This is a genomic window from Streptomyces mangrovisoli (genome assembly GCF_000974985.2).
Classification (GTDB): Bacteria; Actinomycetota; Actinomycetes; order Streptomycetales; family Streptomycetaceae; genus Streptomyces; species Streptomyces mangrovisoli.
Map to the genome: position 1 here is coordinate 88,734 of NZ_LAVA02000004.1, position 25,602 is coordinate 114,335.

General features: G+C 70.9%; 20 protein-coding genes and 2 tRNA genes. 16 read left to right on the forward strand and 6 right to left on the reverse strand.

Translation table 11 applies throughout. From position 1 onward, the window contains the following. Positions 1-327: 327 nt before the first annotated feature. Positions 328-1,527 carry an ROK family protein gene (locus WN71_RS02675; protein ID WP_046586803.1) on the reverse strand — a complete coding sequence of 400 codons (1,200 nt, stop codon included), beginning with the start codon at positions 1,525-1,527 and terminating at the stop codon, positions 328-330. 422 nt (positions 1,528-1,949) lie between these two features. On the opposite strand from WN71_RS02675, the gene WN71_RS02680 reads away from it, so the two are divergent. Beyond that, a complete protein-coding gene (locus tag WN71_RS02680; RefSeq protein WP_046586801.1) occupies positions 1,950-2,534 on the forward strand; it encodes a biotin transporter BioY in 585 nt (194 codons plus the stop codon). A gap of 92 nt (positions 2,535-2,626) precedes the next feature. On the opposite strand, the gene WN71_RS02685 is transcribed toward WN71_RS02680, so the two are convergent. After that, the gene (locus tag WN71_RS02685; RefSeq protein WP_046586799.1) at positions 2,627-3,358 is read right to left on the reverse strand and encodes a hypothetical protein; all 732 of its coding nucleotides are present in this window, start codon (positions 3,356-3,358) and stop codon (positions 2,627-2,629) included. A gap of 234 nt (positions 3,359-3,592) precedes the next feature. Here WN71_RS02685 and WN71_RS02690 point away from each other — a divergent pair, with 234 nt between their 5' ends. The 3 genes from WN71_RS02690 (at position 3,593) to WN71_RS02700 (ending at position 7,387) form a co-directional block, all read left to right on the forward strand. Further along, positions 3,593-5,713, forward strand: a complete 2,121-nt coding sequence (locus WN71_RS02690; RefSeq protein WP_046586797.1) for a serine/threonine-protein kinase — start codon at positions 3,593-3,595, stop codon at positions 5,711-5,713. Between the two features lie 55 nt (positions 5,714-5,768). Continuing rightward, positions 5,769-6,254 (forward strand): ribose-5-phosphate isomerase, encoded by a 486-nt coding sequence (locus WN71_RS02695; RefSeq protein WP_046586794.1) that lies wholly within the window; start codon positions 5,769-5,771, stop codon positions 6,252-6,254. Between the two features lie 311 nt (positions 6,255-6,565). Continuing rightward, entirely contained in the window at positions 6,566-7,387 is an 822-nt protein-coding gene (locus WN71_RS02700) for an Fpg/Nei family DNA glycosylase (protein WP_046586792.1), read from the forward strand. A gap of 25 nt (positions 7,388-7,412) precedes the next feature. Here the strand turns inward: WN71_RS02700 and WN71_RS02705 are convergent, their stop codons facing one another. After that, positions 7,413-8,663, reverse strand: a complete 1,251-nt coding sequence (locus tag WN71_RS02705; RefSeq protein ID WP_107469547.1) for a GNAT family N-acetyltransferase — start codon at positions 8,661-8,663, stop codon at positions 7,413-7,415. Between the two features lie 185 nt (positions 8,664-8,848). On the opposite strand from WN71_RS02705, the gene WN71_RS02710 reads away from it, so the two are divergent. Further along, positions 8,849-10,027: a PP2C family protein-serine/threonine phosphatase gene (locus WN71_RS02710; RefSeq protein WP_046586788.1), complete on the forward strand. Its 1,179-nt coding sequence runs from the start codon at positions 8,849-8,851 to the stop codon at positions 10,025-10,027. A 153-nt stretch (positions 10,028-10,180) separates the two neighbouring features. Here WN71_RS02710 and WN71_RS02715 read toward each other — a convergent pair whose 3' ends face one another. Then, positions 10,181-11,404, reverse strand: coding sequence for an acyltransferase family protein (locus tag WN71_RS02715; RefSeq protein ID WP_046586786.1), 1,224 nt, complete (start codon positions 11,402-11,404; stop codon positions 10,181-10,183). A gap of 452 nt (positions 11,405-11,856) precedes the next feature. Between WN71_RS02715 and WN71_RS02720 the strand changes: the two genes are divergently transcribed. After that, positions 11,857-12,051, forward strand: coding sequence for a hypothetical protein (locus WN71_RS02720; RefSeq protein WP_046586784.1), 195 nt, complete (start codon positions 11,857-11,859; stop codon positions 12,049-12,051). Between the two features lie 120 nt (positions 12,052-12,171). Here the strand turns inward: WN71_RS02720 and WN71_RS02725 are convergent. Further along, positions 12,172-12,242 (reverse strand) — tRNA-Gly (locus tag WN71_RS02725). Positions 12,243-12,523: 281 nt separating this feature from the next. On the opposite strand from WN71_RS02725, the gene WN71_RS02730 reads away from it, so the two are divergent. The 5 genes from WN71_RS02730 to clpX all read left to right on the forward strand — a co-directional run bounded on the left by WN71_RS02730 (position 12,524) and on the right by clpX (position 17,694). Beyond that, positions 12,524-12,600 (forward strand) — tRNA-Pro (locus WN71_RS02730). A gap of 181 nt (positions 12,601-12,781) precedes the next feature. Further along, entirely contained in the window at positions 12,782-14,176 is a 1,395-nt protein-coding gene (gene tig / locus WN71_RS02735; RefSeq protein WP_046586782.1) for a trigger factor, read from the forward strand. A gap of 596 nt (positions 14,177-14,772) precedes the next feature. Further along, positions 14,773-15,384 carry an ATP-dependent Clp protease proteolytic subunit gene (locus WN71_RS02740; protein ID WP_046586982.1) on the forward strand — a complete coding sequence of 204 codons (612 nt, stop codon included), beginning with the start codon at positions 14,773-14,775 and terminating at the stop codon, positions 15,382-15,384. A 171-nt stretch (positions 15,385-15,555) separates the two neighbouring features. Further along, complete coding sequence (locus WN71_RS02745) at positions 15,556-16,236, forward strand: ATP-dependent Clp protease proteolytic subunit (RefSeq protein WP_046586779.1); 681 nt, start codon at positions 15,556-15,558, stop codon at positions 16,234-16,236. A 171-nt stretch (positions 16,237-16,407) separates the two neighbouring features. Beyond that, a complete protein-coding gene (gene clpX / locus WN71_RS02750; RefSeq protein ID WP_046586777.1) occupies positions 16,408-17,694 on the forward strand; it encodes an ATP-dependent Clp protease ATP-binding subunit ClpX in 1,287 nt (428 codons plus the stop codon). Positions 17,695-17,782: 88 nt separating this feature from the next. Here clpX and WN71_RS02755 read toward each other — a convergent pair whose 3' ends face one another. Further along, a complete protein-coding gene (locus tag WN71_RS02755; RefSeq protein WP_046586775.1) occupies positions 17,783-18,724 on the reverse strand; it encodes a membrane protein in 942 nt (313 codons plus the stop codon). A gap of 137 nt (positions 18,725-18,861) precedes the next feature. On the opposite strand from WN71_RS02755, the gene WN71_RS02760 reads away from it, so the two are divergent. From WN71_RS02760 to WN71_RS02780, 5 genes are all read left to right on the forward strand, one after another. After that, positions 18,862-21,486 carry a valine--tRNA ligase gene (locus tag WN71_RS02760; RefSeq protein WP_046586773.1) on the forward strand — a complete coding sequence of 875 codons (2,625 nt, stop codon included), beginning with the start codon at positions 18,862-18,864 and terminating at the stop codon, positions 21,484-21,486. A gap of 223 nt (positions 21,487-21,709) precedes the next feature. Then, positions 21,710-23,194, forward strand: a complete 1,485-nt coding sequence (folC, locus tag WN71_RS02765) for a bifunctional tetrahydrofolate synthase/dihydrofolate synthase (RefSeq protein ID WP_046586771.1) — start codon at positions 21,710-21,712, stop codon at positions 23,192-23,194. A gap of 6 nt (positions 23,195-23,200) precedes the next feature. Then, complete coding sequence (locus WN71_RS02770; protein WP_046586769.1) at positions 23,201-23,557, forward strand: DUF4233 domain-containing protein; 357 nt, start codon at positions 23,201-23,203, stop codon at positions 23,555-23,557. Between the two features lie 154 nt (positions 23,558-23,711). Next, positions 23,712-24,125 (forward strand): nucleoside-diphosphate kinase, encoded by a 414-nt coding sequence (ndk, locus tag WN71_RS02775; protein WP_046586767.1) that lies wholly within the window; start codon positions 23,712-23,714, stop codon positions 24,123-24,125. 295 nt (positions 24,126-24,420) lie between these two features. Then, positions 24,421-25,440: a rod shape-determining protein gene (locus WN71_RS02780; RefSeq protein ID WP_030779466.1), complete on the forward strand. Its 1,020-nt coding sequence runs from the start codon at positions 24,421-24,423 to the stop codon at positions 25,438-25,440. The last annotated feature ends 162 nt before the right edge of the window (positions 25,441-25,602 follow it).

Here is a 25,602-nt window from a genome sequence, read left to right on the forward strand (position 1 = left end):
GGGAAGCGGGAAATCGGACACAGGGGAAAGAAAGCCGAATGCGTGCAGGACGGCGAGACGCCGGAAAATTCCGAGACGAGCCCGGGGAGCGGGAATTGACCCGTGCCGAGGCACCTGCGGAGTCACACGCGTCGGAGGCGGGCCGAGGGCGAATGCGCCGGAGGGCGGGCCGAAGACGAATGCGCCGGACGCGCGAGGAGAGGCGTCCCGGAGGCGCCGAAGGCGCGCTCCGGGTGCGTCAGAGCGTCAGCAACACAGGGTGCGACAGGTCATGAAAAGAATGCTCCCGGCCATGCGCACCCCCTGTCAACATTCCGAGTTTCTGAATTAAATAGCCTCAGGTGACGCACTCAACGGGTCCCGGTAGAGCACGTCGAGAACCACCGAACCGCCCGCGACGGCCAGCACCGAATCCGGGAAACTCGTCGGCACGACGGCCGCCGCCCGGTCCGGTCCGACGGCCTCCCTGAGCGCCGCGAGGCACTCCGGCCGGTTGATCACGCCGAGTTCGGTCACCACGACCGTCTCCGGGTTCAGCACGTCGAGCAGGAGCGCCGCCGCCCGCCCGGTCGCCCGCGCCCGCTCCACGAGCAGCCGCGCCGCCACCAGGTCCCCCGACCGCGCCGCGGCGAGCAGGGCCGCGGGGTCGCTCCCGCCCGCCACACCCGCCTCACACGCCCTGCGGCACAGCGTGCGCTCGCTCAACTCGGCCTGGAGGCAGCCGAGACGCCCGCACGCGCACGGTTCCGTCGAACCCGGCACCGGCAGATGGGCGATCGCCCCGGCCTGGGAGCGGGGCCCGTGGTGCACCTCGTCGTGGGTGGCGAACGCCGCGTCGACGACGTTGCCGACGAACAGGTGCAGCACACTGCTGCTGCCCCGGGCCCGCCCGAACAGCCGCTCCGCGTTGACCAGGGCGCGCGCGTGCCCGTCCACATGCACCGGCAGCCCGGTGCCCGCCCGGACCAGCTCCCGCACCGGCACGTCCCGCCAGCCCAGCAGCGGATGCTCGACGACGGTGCCCGAGTCGCGGTCCACCCAGCCGCCCGCGGCGACCCCTACCCCGAGCGGACGCCGGCCGCCGGCCCCCGCGAGCAGCCCCGCCAGCGCGTCACAGGCGCGGGCGAGCACCGGCCCGGGATCGGCGTGCCGGTGCTCCAGACGCCGTTCGGCCAGCACCCGCCCGCGCAGGTCGAGCAGCGCGACGGTGGTGTACGGCACGGCCACATGGACCCCGCCCACCACGAACCGCGTCTCGTCCAGGTCGACCGGCTGGTGCGGGCGGCCCACCCCGCCCGAGCGCCGGGGCACGGCGGCCTCCCGGATCAGGCCGAGCCCGGTGAACCGGGCGCAGTAGTCGGTCACCGACGCCGGGGAGAGACCGGTCAGCCGGGCGATGGTGCTGCGCGCCACCGGTCCGTGCTCCAGCACGGACCTGAGCACGACGCTCGCGCTGGTGCGCCGCCGGTCCGGATCGGCGGCGCGGGGGAGGCGGGGCAGGGCAGGGGGAGCCGCGGTACGGGGCATGGGTCATCCTCGGGCAGGGCGGACAGGTCCTCTACACCGAGTGGCGACAGGTGGCAGTGCCCTGGCGTCGCAGGTCGACATAGCGACGCGACGAGAAGTTCCGGGCCTGGGCAACCATGCGGCCGAAGCTAGCAAACGGGCCCCGCGCTGCCCAGACGCTGACCGACGGGCGAGACGGCCGACACCACACAGCGGACAGCCGTTGGTGATTCCCCACAGTCCCCGTCGCACGCCCCGGCGTCCATCAGGCCACTCCACCTCAGTGACCCGTATCACCCCGTGTCAGGTGTAGCCGCCACCGTTTGTACGGAGCCCACCAAGCGCCCGTCACCCCCTTTGTCGATCGCTGACGGTGATCGACCGCACAGCGCTGGGATAGCGTCACCGTGTCCTGAACGCGTCCTCACCCCAGCGGAGTCCCCATGAGCACCGCCACCGCCACTCTCGCCCGACCCGGCCAGGTCCTCGCCGACCTGCTCCCGGCCTCCCGTGTCCGGGACGTGGCGCTCGTCGTCGGTGGTGCCGCGCTCACCGGTCTCGCCGCGCAGATCTCCGTCCCCGTGCCCGGCTCCCCGGTGCCGGTGACCGGCCAGACCTTCGCCGCGCTGCTCGTGGGCACCTCGCTCGGCGCCGGCCGGGGCTTCCTCGCCCTCGCCCTGTACGCCCTCGCGGGCGTGGCGGGCGTGCCGTGGTTCGCGGACGGCTCCGCCGGATCCGGCGCGGTCTCCTTCGGCTACGTCCTCGGCATGGTGCTCGCCTCCGCCGTGGTGGGCGCGCTGGCCCGCCGCGGGGCCGACCGCTCGATGCTGCGCACCGCGGGGACGATGCTGCTCGGCGAGGCGATCATCTACGCGATCGGCGTGCCGTACCTGGCCTTCGCCACCGGCATGTCCGCCTCCGCCGCGATCGCGGCCGGCCTCACGCCCTTCCTGATCGGCGACGCCCTGAAGGCGGCGCTGGCGATGGGCCTGCTGCCGACCGCCTGGAAGTTCGCCGACAAGCGCTGAGCGCGCGCACGACGTCACGGGTGAGGCCCGGCGGAGCGCACCGCGTTCCGCCGGGCCTCACCCGTTTCCCGTTCCGGGCGGCCGGGGTGCGGTCAGCTTCCCGCGGGCCGCCGCCGGGGCCGCCGCAGCGTCGACCACCACAGCCCGGCCGCACCGGCCGCCATCAGCGCCGCGCCGCCCGCGCCGTACGTCAGCACGGCCTGGCCCGCACCCGACTGGGGCAGTTGGTCGCCGCCCGGCCCCACCGGCTTGTTGTCCGTGTCGAGCAGCAGCGGGGTGGCGGGCGCGTTGGGCGACGGATTCGCCGTCCCGAACGGCACCGGCCCCTGCTGCCAGTACGTCTTCTTGCCGTCGGCCGTCTGCACGGGCAGGCAGATCTTGCCCTTCTTGCCCAGGTCGTACGTCGCGGAGACGGCGTACGACGTCGACTTGCCGGCCGCGAGATCGCCGACCGGGCAACTGAACCCGCTGTTCGAACCGCTGGGCAGATCCTTTTCCGCGATCGCCGAACAGCCCTTCACGTCATTGACCTTGAGGCCGTCGAAACCGACCACCAGAAGCCGGACGTTCCCGCTGTTCTTGGTCCCCTCGTTCTTCACGGTCGCGGTGATCGACGTCTTTCCCGAACTGTTGTCCACCGAGATCTTGGAAGGCAGCAGCGTGGTCAGTTCGACGCCGTCCGGCGCCTGGTCGACGGCCTTTCCCCCTTTGGTGCTCGGCGTTCCCTGATCGTCGGCGGTGGCCGTGCACGGCAGGATCATCACGACGGAAAAAGATGCCGCGATCAGCGATCCCGCGATGGCCGTCGTACGACGAGAACTCATGTTCGTCCCCCTTGCTTCCCCCTGGACTGCGCCTGAAATCGCAGTACTTGAAGAGGTACCACAAGATTTCTCCGCACTATGCTGGTACGGCACTAAGTGTGACCATTGTGTTTCTGAACGGGCGGTCGTCGAGGGGGGTGCGGAGGATTGCCGGGGAACACGGGGAACGGCGGCTTTCCAGGGTTATTGGTGACGGGGCGCTACCGGTTGGCCGAGAGCATCGGCCAGGGGGGAATGGGGCGCGTGTGGCGGGCCGTCGACGAAATACTGGACCGGCCGGTCGCGATCAAGGAGATGCGCATAGACGGCCTCGACCCCGAGGACTCGCGCACCCGCCGCGAACGCACCCTGCGCGAGGCCAGGGCGACGGCCCGGATCGACCATCCCCACGTGGTGCGGGTCTACGACGTCGTGGACGAGGGCGAACGCCTGTGGATCGTCATGGAGTTGGTCGTGGGCCGCTCGCTCGAACAACTCCTCGTGCAAGAAGGGCCGTTGGGTCCGCGGGAGACGGCGCGCATCGGCGCGGGCCTGGTGGCCGCGCTGCGCCAGGTGCACGCGGGCGGAGTGCTGCACCGGGACATCAAGCCGGGCAACGTACTGGTGGAGTCCGGCCCGGCCGGCCGGGTCGTCCTCACGGACTTCGGCATCGCGGCGATCCAGGACGCCAAGGCGCTCACGATGGTCGGGATGCTCGTCGGCTCACCGGACTACATGGCCCCCGAGCGCATCGCCGGACGCCCCCAGGGCCCGCCGTCCGACGTCTGGTCCCTCGGCGCGACCCTGTGCGCCGCGCTCGGCGGCCGGTCCCCGTTCTCCCGCGACACCACCCTGGCGACGCTGCACGCCGTCCTCTACGAGGAACCGGCGCTGCCCGCCGCCGCGGGCCCGCTGCGCGACGTCCTGGCGGCCCTCCTGGAGAAGGACCCCACGGTCCGCCCCGCCCTGGCGGACGTGGAGGCGGCCCTGCGCCCGGTGGCGTTCCCGGAACCGACCCCGACGCTGCCGGTGACGGCGGCACGGGGGCCGGTGCCGGAACCTGAGCTCTTGTCCGAGCCGGAAGTAGAGCCGGAGCCGGATTCTGATGCGGATGCGGAGCCGGTGAGGGAACGTCCCACCATGACCCTGACCGAAGCCGTCAGGTCCCCACTCCTGCGCGACCCACGCCTCCCGGAGCCGGAGCCGGAGTCGGATTCGGACTCGGAGTCGGTTCCGGGTGCGGACCGGGCGGACGCCTCGGCCGAGGTGGAGCCGCCGGACGTGCAGGACGCCGTACCGCCCGGATACGCACCGCCGCCGGAACCGGTCCTGGAGCCGGTGCCGGTGCCGGTGTCGGAGCCGGTGTCGGAGCCGGTGTCGGAGCCGGTCGTGGAGCCCGTGGAACCGGCGGCCGAGAGGGCGCCGGAGCCGCCCGCCGCGGAGGCGCCCGACGTGACACCGGAGGCCGTCGGCGTGATTCCGGAGGTCCTCGGCTCGTCCTCGGAGGCGGCCTCCGGGGTGCGGTCGGAAGCCGGTTCGCAGGTCGGCTCGCAGATCGGGTGGCAGGTCGGTTCGCCGGCCCGGCCCGAGGGTCCGCCGGTCACGACGGCCGGCGCGGGAACGCCGACGGGGAGCGACCCGCCCTCCGCCTACCCGCCCGGCATCTCGCGGGCCAGGGCGGAGGCGGAGACCCGCGCCGGGCTGCCGCCGGTCGCGCCGACGGCCCGCTCCGCCCGTCGCCGCAGGACATGGCTGGCGGTCGGCTCGGCGCTGGCCGTGTGCGCGGTGGCCGCGGGCGTGGTGCTCGCGCTGCACCCGAACGGGTCACCGGACCCGACGGGAGCCGGCGGATCCGGTTCCTCGGCGTCGGCATCGCTGTCGTCGCCGTCACTGTCGCCGTCGTCGACGACGACGAGTTCGCCGACCGTGGAGGGCACATCGAGGCCGCAGAGCCTCCCGCCGGGATCGCGCGAGGAGGCGCCGGGCTTCGCGTGGGTGCCGCCGAACGGGTGGAGCCGGGACGACCGGGGCTCGCAGATCTACTACGTCTCGCCGGACGGGGCCGAGCAGGTCGTCGCGAAGGGCTCGGTCGCCAAGGACGACTTGATGACCACGTGGAAGAAGTCGGAGCAGAGCTACGAGAACAACAACCCCACGTTCCACACCTCCCGGCTGGAACGGACCACCTTCCAGGGCCGGTCGGCGGTGGTGTGGGAGTACACGTACGTGCTCAACGGGGTGCGGTGGAACGCCCGGTTGCTGGGGTTCACCGCGGGTTTCAAGTCGTATCAGATCAACACGTGGTACCACGCGGACGTCGAGTCCGCGGCGGTGCGGGCGTACGACGAGGTGAAGGAGAGCTTCAGGGTGCTGTGAGACGCGGCCGCCACCCGGCGCTGCCGCGCCGAAACGCCCGTGTCACACTCGGAGCATGCGCGTGTATCTCGGCTCCGACCATGCCGGTTTCGAACTGAAGAACCACCTCGTCGAGTGGCTGAAGGAGGCGGGCCACGAGCCCGTCGACTGCGGTCCGCACCTCTACGACGCCCAGGACGACTACCCGCCGTTCTGCCTCCGCGCGGCGGAGCGTACGGCCGCGGACCCGGACGCCCTCGGCATCGTGATCGGCGGTTCGGGCAACGGCGAGCAGATCGCGGCGAACAAGGTGAAGGGTGTGCGCGCGGCGCTCGCCTGGAGCGAGGAGACCGCGTCGCTGGGCCGCCAGCACAACAACGCGAACGTCGTGGCGGTGGGCGCGCGGATGCACACGCAGGAGGAGGCGACGAAGTTCGTCGAGACCTTCCTGAACACCCCGTTCTCGGGCGACGAGCGCCATGTCCGCCGGATCGACATGCTGTCGGCCTACGAGACGACGGGCGACCTCCCGCCGATCCCCGCGCACCACCCGCAGAAGTAGCACGCTGCCGCTGCCGCTGCCGCTGCCGCTGCCGCTGTCGTTGCCGGTCCCGCGTCGCGAGAGGTGGGCGGGCCCACCGACCCGTGCCCCTGTCGGGGCGGGGCCGCGTCCCCGGGACCGGCCGGGCCACACCCCCAGGGGCGCGGGGAACTGCGCGACCAGCCACGACGCACCCGGCAGCGGGGACGGGGGATCGCCTCCCCTCGGCGCGGGGTGCGGGGGCGGAGCCCCCGAGGTTTGGGCGTTCACCTGTCCACCGCCGAGTCGGGTGGGTGGGTGGGCAAGGCAATCGTGGAGAGGACAGAGGACCGGTGCCAGAGGGCCACACCATCCACCGCCTGGCCAAGGACTACGCCGCCCACTTCCCGGAGGGCCCCGTCCGCGTCAGCAGCCCCCAGGGCAAGTTCGCCGACGCCGCCGCCCTCCTCGACCGCACCGAGCTGCGCGCCGCCGACGCCCACGGCAAGCACCTCTTCCTCGGCTTCCGGGACACCGACTGGGTCCACATCCACCTCGGCCTCTTCGGCAAGGTCGCCTTCGGTCCGGCCCCCGTGCCGCCGCCCACCGACACCGTCCGGCTCCGCCTCGCCGCGCCCACCGGCTACGTCGACCTGCGCGGCCCGACGACCTGCGCCCTGATCACCCCCGGCGAGAAGCAGGCGATACACGACCGACTCGGCCCCGACCCGCTGCGGGAGGACGCCGACCCGGCCGCCGCGTACGCCCGCGTCCGCCGCAGCCGTACGACCGTCGCCGCCCTCCTGATGGACCAGAAGGTCATCGCGGGCGTCGGCAACGTCTACCGCGCCGAGGTCCTCTTCCGGCACCGCATCGACCCCTACCGCGCGGGCAGGGACATCACCCCCGCCGAGTGGGACGCGCTCTGGACCGACCTCGTGGAGCTGATGCGCGAGGGCGTACGGAACAACCGGATCGACACCGTACGGCCCGAACACACCCCCGAGGCCATGGGCCGCCCGCCCCGCGTGGACGACCACGGCGGCGAGGTGTACGTCTACCGCCGGGCGGCCCGGCCCTGCCACATCTGCGGCGGCGAGATCCGTACCGCCACCCTCGCCGCCCGCAACCTCTTCTGGTGCCCCGGATGCCAGCAGAACTCCCCGGCGATCTGACGCTCCGGCCCGCCGGGGAACCCGCTCAGAACCCGTGCGGCAGCCACGGCGCCACCGCCGTGCCGAACGCCACCGCCGCCTCCGCCACCGCCCCGTCCCGCAGCTCGCGCACCCGCCCGGCCGCCGCCAGCGAGCCCAGCGACACCCCGCCCAGATAGACGGCCGCCAACTCCCGTACGGACAGCGCGAGATCGGCGCGGTCCGCGGTGCGGACGCACGACGCGCCCTTCGCGTCCCCGGTGAGCCGCCAACGCCCCTCGTTCCAGGGGCAGAAGGCGTCCTCGACCTCCAACACCACGTCCACCGCCGTCTGATAGGTGCGCGCCTCCAGCGCCGCGCCGACGTCGACGAGACGGACGTACAGCCCGTCCCGCAGGCGCGGCCGGCAGCGGCGGATGTCCGAGACCTGGTACCGCCACGCCTCGTCGACCGGCCGCGACCGCGCGCTCAGCCGGGTCGTCAGGTCGATGTCGAACAGGAAGCGCCACAGCGCCGCGTCCGTCGCCGGGTCCAGCGCGGCCAGCTCCTTCAGCTGCACCTCGCCGTTGTGCCCGCTGACCTCCCACTCGGGCTTCACCCGGAAGAGGGCGTACCCGGTGATCTCGCCGTCCCGCTCGGCGATCACGCACTGCCGCGGCGACGCGCCGTCCCGCCCGCTCTCCGGGTCCAGCAGCGCCAGCCGCTCCCAGCCGGGCAGCCGCTCCAGCATCCCCGCGCGCCGCGGCACCAGCCGCGCGTACACCGCCTCGCACGCGTCGAGCACGTCCGCGACGGCGGCGTACCGCAGCGTCACGTCCTCCGCCCCCGGCGGCAGCACGAGCCGCACCCGGCCGGTGTCGATCTCCGCGGAGAGCTGATACGTCGCGCAGGCGTACCCGAAGCGGCCGTAGATCGCGGGCTCGGACGCCGTGAGCACGGCCAGCGGCTCGCCCCACGCGCGGACGTCGTCCAGCTGCCGCCGCATCATCGACGTCAGCAGCCCGCGCCGCCGGTGCGTGGCCGCGACGCTGACCATCGTCACGCCGGCCGCCGGCACCCGCGCGCCCCCCGGCACGGTCATCCGGAAGCCGAACGCCCCCGCCGTGCCCACGCACACGTCGCCGTCCCACGCGCCGATCGACCGCTCCACGGGGGTGAGCTCCCGGTACAGCTCCCGTTCCTCGGGCGGCTCCGGGACCCCGCCGAAGGCGCGGATCAGGTTGTCGTACCAAACATCCCATTCGTCCTCGTGCAGCACCCGCAGGTCGGCAGGGCCCCTCGCGCCTTCAGTCGTCATGAATCATGCGTACCAGTGCATTGCGGGACGAGCCAACGAATTTCGCCCCGGCCCTTCATTCGGCCCCCGCGCGACGGTTCCCCGCCCGGTCCACCGAGGAGTTCACTGTGAAGTCGGCCTCGGAGGGGGGACAAGTGGGACCTCCCGTGCCAAGGGCATGGTCCGATGGATAGGGTCCCGAACTAATGGCAGCAGGACGAGAGCGGCGCGCGAAGGCCGAGACGTTCACGGCCCGGTTGAGGATGCAGTGGCACCGGGCCCGCGTCGGCGTGCGCAGAAGCGCCGTGGACTACTTCCGCGGGGACGGCTCCGACTGGATCGCCCTCGTCGGACTGCTGCTCACCGTGCCCGTGCTCGCCGCGATGACCCTCGCCGACTCGGTGTGGTTCTCCCCGGCCGCGCTGGTGCTGCCGATCGTCGCGGGCGGCCTGCTGCTGCGCCCGGCCAGCCTGCTCGGCCTGTACGCCGCCGCGGCCACCGCCCTCATCGTGGAGTCGGTGCGCCTCGGGCCGTACACCGAAGGGCCCTCGCGGGTCACCCCCGGCGTCGTGCTGGTCGTCGCGGCCTGCGGCTTCTTCGGGCTGCTGACGGCCCAGTTCCGCAGCCGGGTCGGCGTGCCCTGGCGGCGCGGCGGCACCATGCTGTTCGACCTGCGCGAGCGCATCCGGGTGCAGAGCAAGCTGCCCAAGCTGCCCGACGGCTGGCACCGGGAGATGGCGCTGCGGCCCGCGGGCGGTCAGTCCTTCTCCGGCGACTTCGTCGTCGCGGCCCGTACGAACGGCGGCCGCACCCTGGAGGTCGTCCTCACCGACGTGTCCGGCAAGGGCATGGACGCCGCGTCACGGGCGCTGCTGCTGTCCGGCGCGTTCGGCGGTCTGCTCGGCTCGCTGCCGCCGCACGCGTTCCTGCCGGCCGCCAACGGCTATCTGCTCCGCCAGGACTGGGACGAGGGCTTCGCGACCTCGATCCATCTCGTCCTGGACCTCGACTCCGGCGACTACGAGCTGTTCTCCGCGGGGCACCCGCCGGGCCTCCAGCTCAGCGCGGGCAGCGGCCGCTGGGAGGAGAAGGCCGCCGAGGGGCCGCTGCTCGGGGTGTACGACGGTGCGCAGTTCGACCCGGTGAAGGGGTCGCTGCGCCCCGGTGACGTGCTGATGCTGTTCACGGACGGCCTGGTGGAGACCGCCGACCGGGACATCGTCGAGGGCATCGACCGGCTGACGGGCGAGGCGGACCGGTATGTCGTCGGCGGCTTCCACGGGGCGGCGTGGCACCTGATCGAGGCGGTGGCCAAGGACGTCAACGACGACCGGGCCCTCCTCCTGATCTGCCGAGACTCCACGACCCCACCCCCACCCCGCTGACCCCGTTTCAGGGGGCGCGGGGAACTGCGCGACAAGCCCCCACGCACCCGCAGACAGCCACCAAGGGAGGCCACCCCTGAAGGGGCGCGGGGAACTGCGCGAAAAGGCCCCGGTGGACCCGCACCCCCACACCCGCGAGCCCGGCGCAGCCGGCTACGCGCTGACGCGCTCCCGGGAGGCCCCCCGAGCCGCGCCGCCCGCGCTCCCGCTCGTCCCTTCCCGCCGCCGCGCGGCGTCCCCCGCGTCACGCCGGAACGCCCACTCCATCCGCGGCTCCATGGCGAACCGGAACACCCGCTGCACCGGCGGAGTGCACAGCAGCGTGACCGCCGTCACGGCGAACAGCGTCACCAGCACCACGCCCAGCGGCCGATGCAGCCACGGCTGCTCGAACCAGCCCCGCAGATCGGCCCCCTTGAGCAGGAACCCGTGCAGCAGATAGCCGTACAGCGTGCCCGCCCCGAGCGAGGTGAACCACATCCGCCGCCCCGGCACCCAGGAGTAGAAGCAGGCCGTCAGCACCAGCGAACAGGCGAACAGCGCGAGCACCATGAGCGGCCCGACCCACCAGGGCGCCGCCAGCTCCTGCGCGGCGTCACGGTGGTAGAACCACGCCGTGTTCATCTGCGGAGCGGCCCAGTAGGCGACGGCGAGCGCCACCGCGAACACCGGCACCGCCGCGATCCGCACGCTCCACCGCCGTACCAGCCGGAAGTGCTCCGGCCGCAGCGTCAGACCCAGCACGAAGTACGGCAGGAACTGGAGCACCCGCTGCATGTCGAGGTCGTTGCCGATGTCCGGACTCACCGAGGCGGCCATCGCGACGACGAGCGCGACCGCCAGCGGATGGCGCAACTGACGCCAGATCGGCGTGGTCAGCCGCCACACGAACAGCGCGCACAGGAACCAGGTCAGGTACCAGGGGTCGAGCAGACTGATGGGCTGGTCGGGGGTGTGGCCCACGTACCGCTTGAAGAGCGAGTACGCCGTCTCGAAGAGGACGTACGGCACGACGACCCCGGTGACCAGTCGCCTGAGCCGGTCCGGACGGGCGTCGAAACTGCGCGAGAAGAAGCCGGAGATGATGATGAACGCCGGCATGTGCAGGGTGTAGACGACGTCGTACAGCGCCTTGAGGAACTGGTTGTGGGCCTTGACCGGCTCCCAGGAGTGCCCCATCGCGACCAGCACGATCGCCAGATACTTCGCGTTGTCGAAGAACGCGTCGCGCTTTTTGCCCGATTCACCCTTTGTGGGCCTGTTCTCCGGCGCGGGTCTCTCCGGCGAGTGGCGCGGACTCGGCACTCCGGCCGCCGGCCGCTGGGCCGGCGGGAGTGGCGTGCGCTGGTGACCGGAGGACGAGTCGGAGTGGAACATTTGAGGCACCCTAGCGTCGTCTGTGGGATTCCGTAAAACTCCCGGCGGCAATTCTGCTTTGTGCCGCGACTACCCACCTATTCAGGGAACTTGCCACCCTTGTCCATGTGACGGTCGGCACGTCCGGGCCCACCGTTCGCCCCTGATGTCCCTATTCATCCTGACTAATTGGGGCATATGGATCCGCTGTGTCGATCGCTGGAATTCCCTGCGACGAAGATGTGTGGACAGCGAATGCAGGTCCGCCCAATTCCGCCGCCGGCGCCGTGCGCACGGCCCTCGAATTGCCGTGCGACACCCGGCCGTACGGCTCCCTGGCGCGGCCGCCGACCAGACGATGCGTCACCGGCCGCATACGGCGGCCGGGTTGGTGGCACGATGGTTTCTGGCGGGGGTGTGCGGGGCTTGCACCTCCGGACCGGGAGAGCGGACCGACGAGGGTGTGATCAGTTGTGGCCATTTCACTGTCCGTGGTGCTGCTGTTGGCGATCATCCTGGTGGTGTTGATCCGGGGAGGGAGCATCAAGGCGGGCCCCGCGATCGTCGCGGTCCTCTTCGGCTTCTTCCTCGCCTCGACGGGCATGGCCCCGTCGATCAACCGGTTCCTGAACTCGATAGCGGAGACGATCAACCAGATCAGCTTCTGACGGAATCGACGGAACCGGACGGATCCGGACTCCACCACGCCCCGAACGACGACGAGGGCCGGCCCGGGAGGCGTACTGGAAGAACCAGACACCGTCCCGAACCGGCCCTCGGCCGTTCAGAGCGGGCGACGGGAATCGAACCCGCGTAGCTAGTTTGGAAGACTAGGGCTCTACCATTGAGCTACGCCCGCACGTGCGCGCCGCAGGTCCGCGACCACGGCACACACCGCATCGTAGCGGGTCGTACGCCCCGCGCGCACACCCTTTGATCCGGGCCGCGCACCGAACGCGGACACGGACGGGCCCACGCGCCTCGGACGTGCGACGCGCACGCCCCGCGCGGCCGCCGGTGGAACCCGTGCGCCCACCTCCGTGCGACCGCCGTGGGAAGACACGCACACACCCGTGCGGCCGCCCGTGAAATACGGCGGCCCCGCAGCCTGCGGGCATGTACCCTACGTCTCGCACCAGACGGGGTGTGGCGCAGCTTGGTAGCGCGTCCGCTTTGGGAGCGGAAGGCCGTGGGTTCAAATCCCGCCACCCCGACCACCCACCGAGGTCACCCCCTCGATGATCCCTTTTGGGGCGCCCACCGGCTGCGGTTACTATGCAAGCTGCGCGCCCGCGTCCTCTCGGCCTACTCGGCCTACGAATTCTCCGGGCGGCGATCCTGCCGGACCCCTCTGGCTCCAGCAGAACCCAAAGCAGTCAGCCACAAGGAGACCGAACCGTGAAGAGCGCCGTGGAGACCCTGAACCCGACCCGGGTTCGGCTCACTGTCGAGGTGCCCTTCGAGGAGCTCAAGGACAGCCTCGACGCGGCGTACAAGAAGATCAACCAGCAGGTCACGGTGAAGGGCTTCCGCAAGGGCAAGATCCCGGCCCGCGTCATCGACCAGCGGTTCGGCCGTGGCGCCGTCCTGGAGGAGGCGGTCAACGACGCGCTTCCGAAGTTCTACACCGAGGCCGTCAACGAGGCCGAGCTGAACGTCCTGGGCCAGCCCGAGGTCGACATCACCGAGCTGAAGGACGGCGAGACGCTGAACTTCACCGCCGAGGTCGACATCCGCCCCGCCATCGAGATCCCGGACTACTCCGGCATCGAGGTCGAGGTGGACGCCGTCGAGGTCACCGACGAGGACATCGACAAGTCCGTCGAGCAGCTCCGCGAGCGCTTCGCCTCGACCAGCCCGGTCGAGCGCGCTGCCGAGGACGGCGACGTCGTGACGATCGACCTGGAGGCCAAGGTCGGCGGAGAGGTCCTGGAGGACGGCATCGCCTCCGGCGTGTCCTACACGATCGGCTCCGGCGAGCTCCTCGACGGCATCGACGACGCCGTGAAGGGCCTGGAGGCCGGTGGCGAGGCCACCTTCGCCTCCGAGCTCAAGGGCGGCTCCGCGGCCGGCCAGGAGGCCGAGGTCACGGTCAAGGTCACCCAGGTCGCCGCGCGCGAACTGCCTGAGCTGGACGACGAGTTCGCGCAGCTCGCCTCCGAGTTCGACACCCTGGACGAGCTCAAGGCCGACAGCCGCAAGCGCCTCGCGAACATGAAGCAGTTCGACCAGGCCACGCAGGCCCAGGAGCGCGTCCTGGACAAGCTCCTCGAGCTGGTCGAGGTCCCGGTCCCCGAGAAGCTCCTCGAGGACGAGGTCAACACCCGTAAGCACAACCTCGAGCACCACCAGCTCGGGCAGATGGGTCTGACCCTCGAGAAGTACCTGGAGATCCAGGGCAAGACGGTCGAGGAGTTCGAGACCGAGACCCACGAGGCCGCGGTCAAGGGCATCAAGACCCAGTTCGTCCTCGACGAGCTGGTCAAGCAGGAGAAGCTCAACGTCAGCCAGGAGGAGCTCACCGAGCACCTCATGCGCCGCGCCGCCTCCTCCGGCATGTCCCCCGACCAGTTCGCCCAGGCGGTCGTCCAGAACAACCAGGTCCCGCTGCTCGTCGGCGAGGTCGCCCGCGGCAAGGCCCTGGCCGTCGTGGTCGAGGCCGCCACGGTGAAGGACACCAACGGCGAGGTCGTCGACCTGGACGACGAGGACGAGGCCGAGGCCGCCGCCGAGACGGTCGAGGCCGTCGAGGGCGCCGGCGACGCCGCCTCCGAGGAGTCTGCCGAGGGCTGAGCCCCCGGCACCCGGCCGGACGCCTGGGACCGAGACATCGGCCCCACGCCCCGGCCAGGCACCCGCACCACCCCCGAGAGGCCCCGGAGCACCCGCTCCGGGGCCTCTCGGCCGTCCCGGGGGCGGGGGCCCGTCAGGGGGCCTCTCGGCCGTCCCGGGGGCAGGGGCCCGCCAGGGGCCTCTCGGCCGTCTCCCGGGCGCGCCCCGTCAGGCGCTTCTCGGCCGTCCGACGGGCGCCCCGTCAGGGGCGCGGGGAACTGCGCGAGCAAGCCCCACCGGCCCGCGCCCGGGGCACCGAGCGTCATGCCCCCGCGGGTCCGCCGTGGGCGCTCGCGCCGTTCCCCGCGCCCCTTACGAGCGCCTGCGCCACCGCCCGCTCCATGGCGCCCCCACGCCGCCCTCCACGCCGACCCCCCGGAGGGGCCACCGCGCTACGCCCCCGGCGAACACCCCGGTCCGCGGGATTCCCCGAAGGGAGCAGCGCGTTAGGGTCCATGAATACGAGGGCAGAGGAGTCCCCCGAAGCCCCCGGACGGGAACACGTGAGACGGCCCGGCGCCGTCGCAAGACGAGCAGGTGGATACGTGACGAATCTGATGCCCTCCGCCGCCGGCGAACCTTCCATCGGCGGTGGCCTCGGCGACCATGTCTACAACCGGCTGCTCAACGAGCGGATCATCTTCCTCGGTCAGCCGGTGGACGACGACATCGCGAACAAGATCACCGCACAGCTGCTGCTCCTTGCCGCCGACCCGGACAAGGACATCTACCTCTACATCAACAGCCCCGGCGGCTCGATCACGGCCGGCATGGCGATCTACGACACCATGCAGTACATCAAGAACGACGTGGTGACCATCGCCATGGGCCTCGCCGCCTCCATGGGCCAGTTCCTGCTCAGCGCGGGCACGCCCGGCAAGCGCTTCGCGCTGCCGAACGCCGAGATCCTGATCCACCAGCCCTCGGCCGGCCTGGCCGGTTCGGCCTCGGACATCAAGATCCACGCCGAGCGGCTGCTGCACACCAAGAAGCGCATGGCCGAGCTCACGTCGCAGCACACCGGCCAGACGGTCGAGCAGGTCACCCGCGACTCGGACCGTGACCGCTGGTTCGACGCCTTCGAGGCCAAGGACTACGGCCTCATCGACGACGTCATCGCCACGGCCGCGGGCATGCCGGGCGGCGGCGGCACCGGAGCGGGCTCGTAAGGGCCCTGCCGGCCCCGTACGCGCTCGTACGGCCCGGCCGGCACCCGCTGCGGCCTCCTCGCGCGCCCGGCTGCTCCCGGGCCCGGCGAGGCCCGCGCCGGGCGCCGTCGAGGCCGTAGCGCCCCAGCCCGCCCCCAGCCACCGCCCCGAGCCTCTTTTCCAGGAGACACCGTGAACGACTTCCCCGGCAGCGGCCTCTACGCCCGCACGGAGGCCGAGTACACCGGCCCCCGCGCCGAGTCCCGCTACGTCATCCCGCGCTTCGTGGAGCGCACCTCCCAGGGCATCCGCGAGTACGACCCGTACGCGAAGCTCTTCGAGGAGCGCGTGATCTTCCTCGGCGTCCAGATCGACGACGCCTCCGCCAACGACGTCATGGCGCAGCTGCTGTGCCTGGAGTCGATGGACCCCGACCGGGACATCTCGGTCTACATCAACAGCCCCGGTGGCTCCTTCACCGCGCTGACCGCCATCTACGACACGATGCAGTTCGTCAAGCCCGACATCCAGACGGTCTGCATGGGCCAGGCGGCCTCCGCCGCCGCGATCCTGCTGGCCGCCGGCACGCCGGGCAAGCGCATGGCGCTGCCCAACGCGCGGGTGCTGATCCACCAGCCCTACAGCGAGACCGGCCGCGGTCAGGTCTCCGACCTGGAGATCGCCGCCAACGAGATCCTGCGGATGCGTTCGCAGCTGGAGGAGATGCTGGCCAAGCACTCCACCACGCCGATCGAGAAGATCCGCGAGGACATCGAGCGCGACAAGATCCTCACGGCCGAGGACGCGCTGGCCTACGGCCTGGTGGACCAGATCATCTCCACGCGCAAGATGAACAACGCCGCCGTCCGCTGACCCGGGCGCGAAGGACGTCTGCCGCCCCTTGGAGCGGTGCACGACAAAGTGAACCGTGCCAAGGGGGGCCCGAACGGGGGTCCCGGCAAGGTACCGTCGGACATAAGGCAGCACCAGGAGCCGCTGGACTCATCTCGTCCAGTCGTCTCCCAGGCGAAGGGGAAGCACACCGTGGCACGCATCGGTGACGGCGGCGATCTGCTCAAGTGCTCGTTCTGCGGCAAGAGCCAGAAGCAGGTCAAGAAGCTCATCGCAGGGCCCGGTGTGTACATCTGCGACGAGTGCATCGACCTCTGCAACGAGATCATCGAGGAAGAACTCGCGGAGACGAGCGAGGTGCGCTGGGAGGAACTCCCCAAGCCCCGCGAGATCTACGAGTTCCTCGAAGGCTACGTGGTCGGCCAGGAGGCGGCGAAGAAGGCCCTCTCCGTCGCGGTGTACAACCACTACAAGCGGGTCCAGGCCGGCGAGAACGGCGGCGGTCAAAGCCGCGAGGACGCCATCGAGTTGGCCAAGTCCAACATCCTGCTGCTCGGCCCGACGGGCTCGGGCAAGACGCTGCTCGCGCAGACCCTGGCACGCATGCTGAACGTGCCCTTCGCGATCGCGGACGCCACCGCGCTCACCGAGGCGGGCTACGTCGGCGAGGACGTCGAGAACATCCTGCTGAAGCTGATCCAGGCGGCCGACTACGACGTCAAGAAGGCCGAGACCGGGATCATCTACATCGACGAGATCGACAAGGTCGCGCGGAAGAGTGAAAACCCGTCGATCACCCGCGATGTGAGCGGCGAGGGCGTGCAACAGGCCCTGCTGAAGATCCTCGAGGGCACCACCGCCTCGGTGCCGCCGCAGGGCGGCCGCAAGCACCCGCACCAGGAGTTCATCCAGATCGACACGACGAACGTCCTGTTCATCGTGGGCGGCGCGTTCTCCGGCCTGGAGAAGATCATCGAGTCGCGGGCCGGCGCCAAGGGCATCGGCTTCGGCGCGACGATCCGCTCCAAGCGCGAACTCGAGGCGAAGGACCAGTTCGAGGACGTCATGCCCGAGGACCTGGTCAAGTTCGGCATGATCCCCGAGTTCATCGGCCGGCTGCCCGTCATCACGAGCGTCCACAACCTCGACCGCGAGGCCCTGCTCCAGATCCTCGTCGAGCCCCGCAACGCGCTGGTCAAGCAGTACCAGCGGCTGTTCGAACTCGACGGTGTGGAGCTGGACTTCGAGCGCGAGGCGCTGGAGGCGATCGCGGACCAGGCCATCCTCCGGCAGACCGGCGCGCGCGGTCTGCGCGCCATCATGGAGGAGGTCCTGATGTCGGTGATGTACGAGGTCCCGTCCCGCAAGGACGTGGCCCGCGTCGTCATCACCGCGGACGTCGTCCGCTCGAACGTGAACCCCACGCTGATCCCGCGCGACGCCCGCGGCCGCGGTCCGGGCGAGCAGAAGACCGCGTAGCCCTCGGCAGCGGCCCGCGCAGCTCCCACCCGCACGCAGAGAAGTGCCCGACGCCGAGGATGGCGCCGGGCACTTCCGCGTTCCGGGGTCAGGCCTTCACGCGCACGTCGTTGCGGAGCTTCGCGGTCAGCGTCGCCGCGTCGTCGATCGACGTGGTCTTGCCCGCCGCCAGACCCGCGAGGTCGTACGACAGGACGTACGCCAGGGTGCTGTGGTCGCCCCAGATGCAGAACGGCATCTTCGACTTCTGGCCGGACTCGGTGCTCTGGATGTACTGGCACTTCATGACACCGCCGGAGAAGCCGGCCGGGTTCACCTTCTGCGGGCTGCCGACCAGCGCCGCACCCGAACTGGTGTCCTTCTGCGACTCCTTCTTCATCTGCGCGAACATCGCGTCGACGACCTTCTCCGGGTCGGCGATCGTGCCGTACACGCCCGAGAAGCCGAGGCTCTTCTGCGTGAGACCGGTGCCCGAGGTGTAGCCCGCGCTGACGTCCTTCGGGTCCTTCACACCCCAGGACTCGGTGTCCTTGAGGTCCTGCTCGGACATGCCCTCGGAGTCGGAGGCGCTGTCGGACTTCTTGTACGTCCCGTCGATCACCGTCGCCGGCGTCGTCAGCTTGTGCGCCCCGTCGTCCGCGACGCCCCCGCCGCTGGAGCTGCCGGTGCCGACGACGAAGTACACGCCGACCGCGACCGCGGCCACGACCGCCACCGCGCCGATGATCAGGCCCGTGCGCTTCTTGCCGCCGCCCGGCACGGGCGGCTGCGGGACGCCGTAGGGCTGCTGGCCGTACGGACCGGGCTGGCCGTACGGCGGCGTCGGCGGCTGCTGGCCGTAGGGGCCGGGCTGCTGGGGCGCGCCCTGCGGGTAGCCGTAGCCGGGCTGCTGCGGCGGGGCCGGAGGCGTCTGGGGGTAGCCGTAGCCGGGCTGGGGCGCCTGCGGCGGCTGACCGTACGGACCGGGCTGGCCGTAGGGTCCCGGCTGCTGGGGCTGCCCGCCGTACGGGCCCGGCTGGTTGTAGCTCATGGTCTGGGTTCCCCTCCAGATGCTTATGTGTTCCTGACATCCTGACGCAGGCACAGGGAGCTCATGGCAGCGGGGGGCGCACCGTTACACAACAAACGCGTTTCGGGACGGGCCGGTGACACCTCTAAACTGACCCCGTGACCGAGAACGCTCATCAGCAGCCATCAGCGCCCGACACCGAACTGCCGACCCAGTACGCGCCGGCCGATGTAGAGGGGCCGCTGTACGAGCGCTGGGTAGAGCGTGGTTACTTCGCGGCGGACGCCAAGAGCGACAAGCCCGCGTACACCATCGTCATCCCCCCGCCGAACGTCACCGGTTCGCTCCACCTGGGCCACGCCTTCCAGCACACGCTCATGGACGCCCTCACCCGCCGCAAGCGCATGCAGGGCTACGAGTCGCTGTGGCTGCCCGGCATGGACCACGCCGGCATCGCCACCCAGAACAAGGTCGAGCAGCAGCTCGCCGAGGAGGGCAAGTCCCGCCACGACCTGGGCCGCGAGGAGTTCGTCGAGCGGGTCTGGCGGTGGAAGGAGGAGTACGGCGGCAAGATCCTCGGCCAGATGCGCCGGCTCGGCGACGGCGTCGACTGGGACCGCGAGCGCTTCACCATGGACGAGGGCCTGTCCAAGGCCGTCCAGACCATCTTCAAGAGGCTCTACGACGACGAGCTGATCTACCGCGCCGAGCGCATCATCAACTGGTGCCCCCGCTGTCTGACGGCCATCTCGGACATCGAGGTGGAGTACCAGGAGGACGACGGCGAGCTGGTCTCCATCAAGTACGGCGAGGGTGACGAGACCCTGGTCGTCGCGACCACGCGCGCGGAGACGATGCTCGGCGACACGGCCGTCGCCGTCCACCCCGACGACGAGCGCTACCGCCACCTCATCGGCAAGCTCATCAAGCTGCCGCTGACCGACCGTTCCATCCCGGTCGTCGCGGACACGCACGTCGACCCGGAGTTCGGCACGGGTGCCGTCAAGGTCACCCCCGCCCACGACCCCAACGACTTCGCGATCGGCCAGCGCCACGGCCTGGAGTCGATCACGGTCATGGACGAGCGGGCCGTCATCACCACGCACGGCCCCTTCCAGGGCCTGGACCGCTTCGAGGCGCGCTCCGCCATCGTCGCGGCCCTGCGCTCCCAGGGCCGGATCGTCGCCGAGAAGCGGCCCTACGCCCACAGCGTCGGCCACTGCTCGCGCTGCAAGACCACCATCGAGCCGCGCCTGTCGATGCAGTGGTGGGTCAAGGTCGGCCCGCTCGCCCAGGCGGCCGGCGACGCGGTCCGCGACGGCCGGGTCAAGATCCACCCCGAGGACATGTCGAAGCGGTACTTCGACTGGGTCGACAACATGCACGACTGGTGCATCTCGCGCCAGCTGTGGTGGGGTCACCGCATCCCGGTCTGGTACGGCCCCGAGGGCGAGGTCGTCTGCGTCGGCCCCGACGAGCAGCCGCCGAGCGGCGAGGGCTGGACGCAGGACACCGACGTCCTCGACACCTGGTTCTCCTCCGGCCTGTGGCCCTTCTCCACCCTGGGCTGGCCCGAACAGACCGCCGACCTCAAGAAGTTCTATCCGACGGACGTCCTGCTCACCGGCCACGACATCATCTTCTTCTGGGTCGCCCGGATGATGATGTTCGGCCTCTACGCCATGGACGGCGAGGTCCCCTTCCGCACCATCGCGCTGACCGGCCTGGTCCGTGACGAGCGTGGCAAGAAGATGTCGAAGTCCTTCGGCAACGTCGTCGACCCGCTGGACTGGATGGACAAGTACGGCTCCGACGCCGTCCGCTTCACCCTGGCCCGCGGCGCCAACCCGGGCACCGACGTGCCGATCGGCGAGGACTGGGTCCAGGCGTCCCGCAACTTCGCCAACAAGATCTGGAACGCGACCCGCTTCGCGCTGATGAACGGCGCGACGGTCCAGGGTCCGCTGCCGGACGCCTCCGAGATGTCGGCGACGGACCGCTGGATCCTGTCCCGGCTGAACGAGACGGTCGCCGAAGTCGACGCGTTCTACGACGACTTCCAGTTCGCGAAGCTCTCCGACGCGCTCTACCACTTCGCGTGGGACGAGGTCTTCGACTGGTACGTCGAGCTGTCCAAGACCACCTTCCAGGCGGGCGGCCGGGGCGCCGAGGTCTCCCAGCGCGTCCTCGGCGAGGTCCTCGACGTCACCCTGCGGCTGCTCCACCCGGTGGTCCCGTTCGTCACGGACACCCTGTGGACGACGCTGACCGGCGGCGAGTCGGTCGTCGTCGCCGACTGGCCGGCCGACAGCGGCTTCCGCGACATCGCGGCGGAGAAGGAGATCGAGACCCTCCAGTCCGTCATCACCGAGGTCCGCCGCTTCCGCGCCGACCAGGGCCTCCAGCCCGGCCAGCGGGTCCCGGCGCGCCTGACCCTCGACGGCACGGCGCTCGCCCCGCACGAGGCCGCCATCCGCCAGCTGCTGCGCCTCCAGCCGGAGGGCGACAGCTTCGCGGCGACGGCGACCCTGCCGGTCGCGGGCGCCACGGTCGCCCTCGACCTGTCCGGCACCATCGACGTGGCGGCGGAGCGCAAGCGCCTCGCGAAGGACCTCGCCGCCGCGGAGAAGGAGAAGGCCCAGGCGAACGCGAAGCTCGGCAACGAGGCGTTCCTCGCCAAGGCCCCGGACAACGTGGTGGACAAGATCCGCACCCGCCTGGCCAAGGCGGACGAGGACATCGCCCGCATCACCGCCCAGCTGGACCGCCTGCCGCAGGCGTAACGGCTCGCACCTGACGAAGGCCCCGGCGCACGACGAGCACCGGGGCCTTCGGCGTTTCTCAGGGGCGCGGGGAACGGCGCGACCAACCACGACGCACCCGCAGCCGCACGAGCACATCCGCCCTCTCAGGCGCGCGGGGAACGGCGCGACCAACCACGACGCCCCCGCACCACCCCCCACAGCCGGCCGCAGGCTCACCCCGCCGCCGCCCTAGAATGGCCCCGTGAGTGACAGCGACCCGTTCGACGAGATCATCGCCGAGGAAACCGACCGCGACCCCGACCTCGCCGTGATCGAGGCCGGCAGCCGCACCCTGCGCACCCAGGGCGCACCGCCGGACGCCGACGTGCCCGCGCGCCCCGAGGACCCCGAGGTCGACAAGGCCCTGCGCGAGGTCGAGGCGGAGCTCGCCGGACGCTGGGGCGAGACCAAGCTGGAGCCCTCCGTCAGCCGGATCGCCGCGCTGATGGACGTGCTCGGCGAGCCGCAGCGGTCGTACCCGTCCATCCACATCACCGGCACCAACGGCAAGACGTCCACCGCCCGCATGATCGAGGCCCTGCTCGGCGCCTTCGAACTGCGCACCGGCCGCTACACCAGCCCGCACGTGCAGTCGATCACCGAGCGGATCAGCCTGGACGGCAGCCCGGTCTCCGCGGAGCGCTTCATCGAGACCTACCAGGACGTCAAGCCGTACGTCGAGATGGTCGACGCGCAGCAGGAGTACCGCCTGTCGTTCTTCGAGGTGCTCACCGGCATGGCGTACGCCGCCTTCGCGGACGCGCCGGTCGACGTCGCCGTGGTCGAGGTCGGCATGGGCGGCAGCTGGGACGCCACCAACGTCATCGACGGGGACGTCGCCGTCGTCACGCCGATCTCCCTGGACCACACCGACCGGCTCGGGGAGACCACGGCGGAGATCGCCGGCGAGAAGGCCGGCATCGTCAAGCAGGACGCGACCGTGATCCTCGCCCAGCAGCCGGTGGACGCGGCGCAGGTGCTGCTGAAGAAGGCCGTCGAGGTGAACGCCACCGTGGCCCGCGAGGGCCTGGAGTTCGGCGTGGTGGACCGGCAGGTCGCCGTCGGCGGGCAGGTGCTCACCCTGCGCGGCCTCGGCGGCGAGTACCCGGAGGTCTACCTCCCGCTGCACGGCGCCCACCAGGCGCACAACGCCGCCGTGGCGCTCGCGGCCGTGGAGGCGTTCTTCGGCGTCGGCGCCCAGCGCCCCGAGCCGCTGGACTTCGACACGGTCCGCAAGGCGTTCGCCACCGTGTCCTCGCCGGGCCGCCTGGAGGTCGTACGGCGCTCGCCGACGATCGTCCTGGACGCGGCCCACAACCCGGCCGGCGCGCAGGTGACGGCCGACGCGATCGGGGAGGCGTTCGACTTCAGCCGGCTGATCGGCGTGGTCGGCGCGAGCGGCGACAAGAACGTGCGCGGGCTGCTGGAGGCGTTCGAGCCGATCTTCGCGGAGGTCGTCGTCACGCAGAACTCCAGCCACCGCGCGATGGACACCGACGAGCTCGCCGCGATCGCCGTCGAGGTGTTCGGCGAGGAGCGGGTCCAGGTGGAGCCGCGGCTGCCGGACGCCCTGGAGGCGGCGATCACGCTCGCCGAGGAGGAGGGCGAGTTCGCGGGGGCCGGGGTGCTCGTCACCGGCTCCGTCATCACGGTGGGCGAGGCCCGCCTGCTGCTCGGGAAGGGCTGAACCGCCGTGCGTACGCTGTGCTCCTCGACCCTGATCGGCGAGTTCTTCCTCGTCGGCTTCGCCGGTCTGGTGGCGATGAAGGACCCCGATCTGTCCATGACCACCGTGTGGACCGTCAGCGGGATCGCGATGTTCCTGTGCGTGGCGCTGTGCGGGATGGTCACCCGGCCCGGGGGAGTGGCCGCCGGCTGGGTCCTCCAGCTCGCGCTGATCGCCTCCGGCGTGTTCGTGCCGACGATGTTCTTCATGGGCGCGCTCTTCGCGGCGCTGTGGTGGGCGTCGGTGCACTACGGCCGCAAGATCGACGAGGCGAAGGCGAGATTCGCGGCCCAGGCGGAGGCCGCGGCCGCGGACCCGGCCTGACGGAACGACGGGCGGCGCACACGCGAACGCTGAGTGACGGCGCGGACGCGTCGGCGGCGCCGCACCCGAACGTACTGACGCTGGGTGAACGGGCACCGGACACGCCCTGTAACCTCGTCCCACCGCACACCCCCAGCGAGTGAGGAGTCCTCTCGTGACCCAGCGCACCCTCGTCCTGCTCAAGCCCGACGCCGTCCGGCGTGGCCTGACCGGCGAGATCATCAGCCGCATCGAGCGCAAGGCCGGCTGGCAGATCACCGCGCTGGAACTGCGCACCCTGGACCAGGAGACGCTGGAGCAGCACTACGGCGAGCACAAGGGCAAGCCCTTCTACGAGCCGCTGGTGGAGTTCATGGCCTCCGGCCCGGTCGTGGCCCTGATCGTCGAGGGCGAGCGGGTCATCGAGGGCGTGCGCGCCCTGGCCGGCCCGACCGACCCGATCGCCGCCGCGCCCGGCTCGATCCGCGGCGACTACGGCGTGATCGTCCGCGAGAACCTGATCCACGCGTCGGACTCCGAAGAATCCGCCGAGCGCGAGGTGAAGATCTTCTTCCCTGGTCGGGCATAGCCTCGTACTCTCTGCGGTAGCGGATCCGCAAGCCGGAACGGGAAAGCCCGGAAGCGTGTCTTCCGGGCGTGCCCATCTCGCATGCGCATGGCTGATCGAGGGAACGAGTGCCCCCGATGGACCGTCTCCACAAGCGAGGCGGAACGCCATCTGCTGACAATGGCGAAGACCCTCGCGCCGTGTTCGTGAAGGCGCGTCTACGATGGAAGCCTTCACGTCACCGCACCCACCTCGCCTACCTGAACAGCCCTCAAAAGCTTGTGGGAAGGCCAGAAGAATCCTGATGGGGAACTCAATGTCGTTCATCGGCCGTGACATGGCTGTCGACCTCGGGACCGCCAACACGCTGGTGTACGTCAGGGGCCGCGGGATCGTACTCAACGAGCCGTCCGTCGTCGCGATCAACACCAACACCGGTGGGATCCTCGCGGTCGGTGCCGAAGCGAAGAAGATGATCGGGCGCACGCCCGGCAACATCGTTGCCGTGCGGCCGCTGAAGGACGGCGTGATCGCCGACTTCGAGATCACCGAGCGAATGCTCCGCTACTTCATCCTGAAGATCCACAAGCGGCGGTATCTCGCCCGGCCGCGGGTCGTCGTCTGCGTGCCCTCGGGCATCACGGGCGTCGAGCGCCGCGCGGTCATCGAGGCGTCGACCCAGGCGGGCGCGCGCCAGGTGCACATCATCGAGGAGCCCATGGCCGCGGCCATCGGCTCCGGCCTGCCGGTCCACGAGGCCACGGGCAACATGGTGGTGGACATCGGCGGCGGCACCACGGAGGTCGCGGTCATCTCGCTCGGCGGCATCGTCACCGCCCAGTCCATCCGCGTCGCGGGCGACGAACTGGACAACGCGATCATCCAGCACATCAAGAAGGAGTACAGCCTCCTTCTCGGTGAGCGGACGGCGGAACAGATCAAGATCACGATCGGTTCGGCGTACGACCTCGACTCCGACGAGCACACCGAAATCCGTGGCCGCGACCTGGTGTCCGGGCTGCCCAAGACGGTCGTCATCTCCGCGGCGGAAGTGCGGAAGGCGATCGAGGAGCCCGTCAACGCCATCGTGGACGCCGTGAAGACCACCCTCGACAAGTGCCCGCCCGAGCTCTCCGGCGACATCATGGACCGGGGGATCGTGCTGACCGGCGGCGGCGCGCTGCTGCGCGGCCTCGACGAGCGGCTGCGCCGGGAGACCGGTATGCCCATCCACATCGCCGAGGACCCGCTGGACAGCGTGGCGCTCGGATCCGGCAAGTGCGTCGAGGAGTTCGAGGCGCTCCAGCAGGTTCTGGACGCGGCTCCGCGCAGATGACGTAACGCTTCGATTCCGCCGTACGAGATGATCTCCTCTCGTGCGGCGGATCGTTGATATAGAGGCATAAGCTCCCCCAAGAGCCCTCAAAGCTCGCGAGAGTCACATATGCCCGCACCAGCCGCAAGGCTTGGATGAGAGCCATGAAAACCCGCATACCGC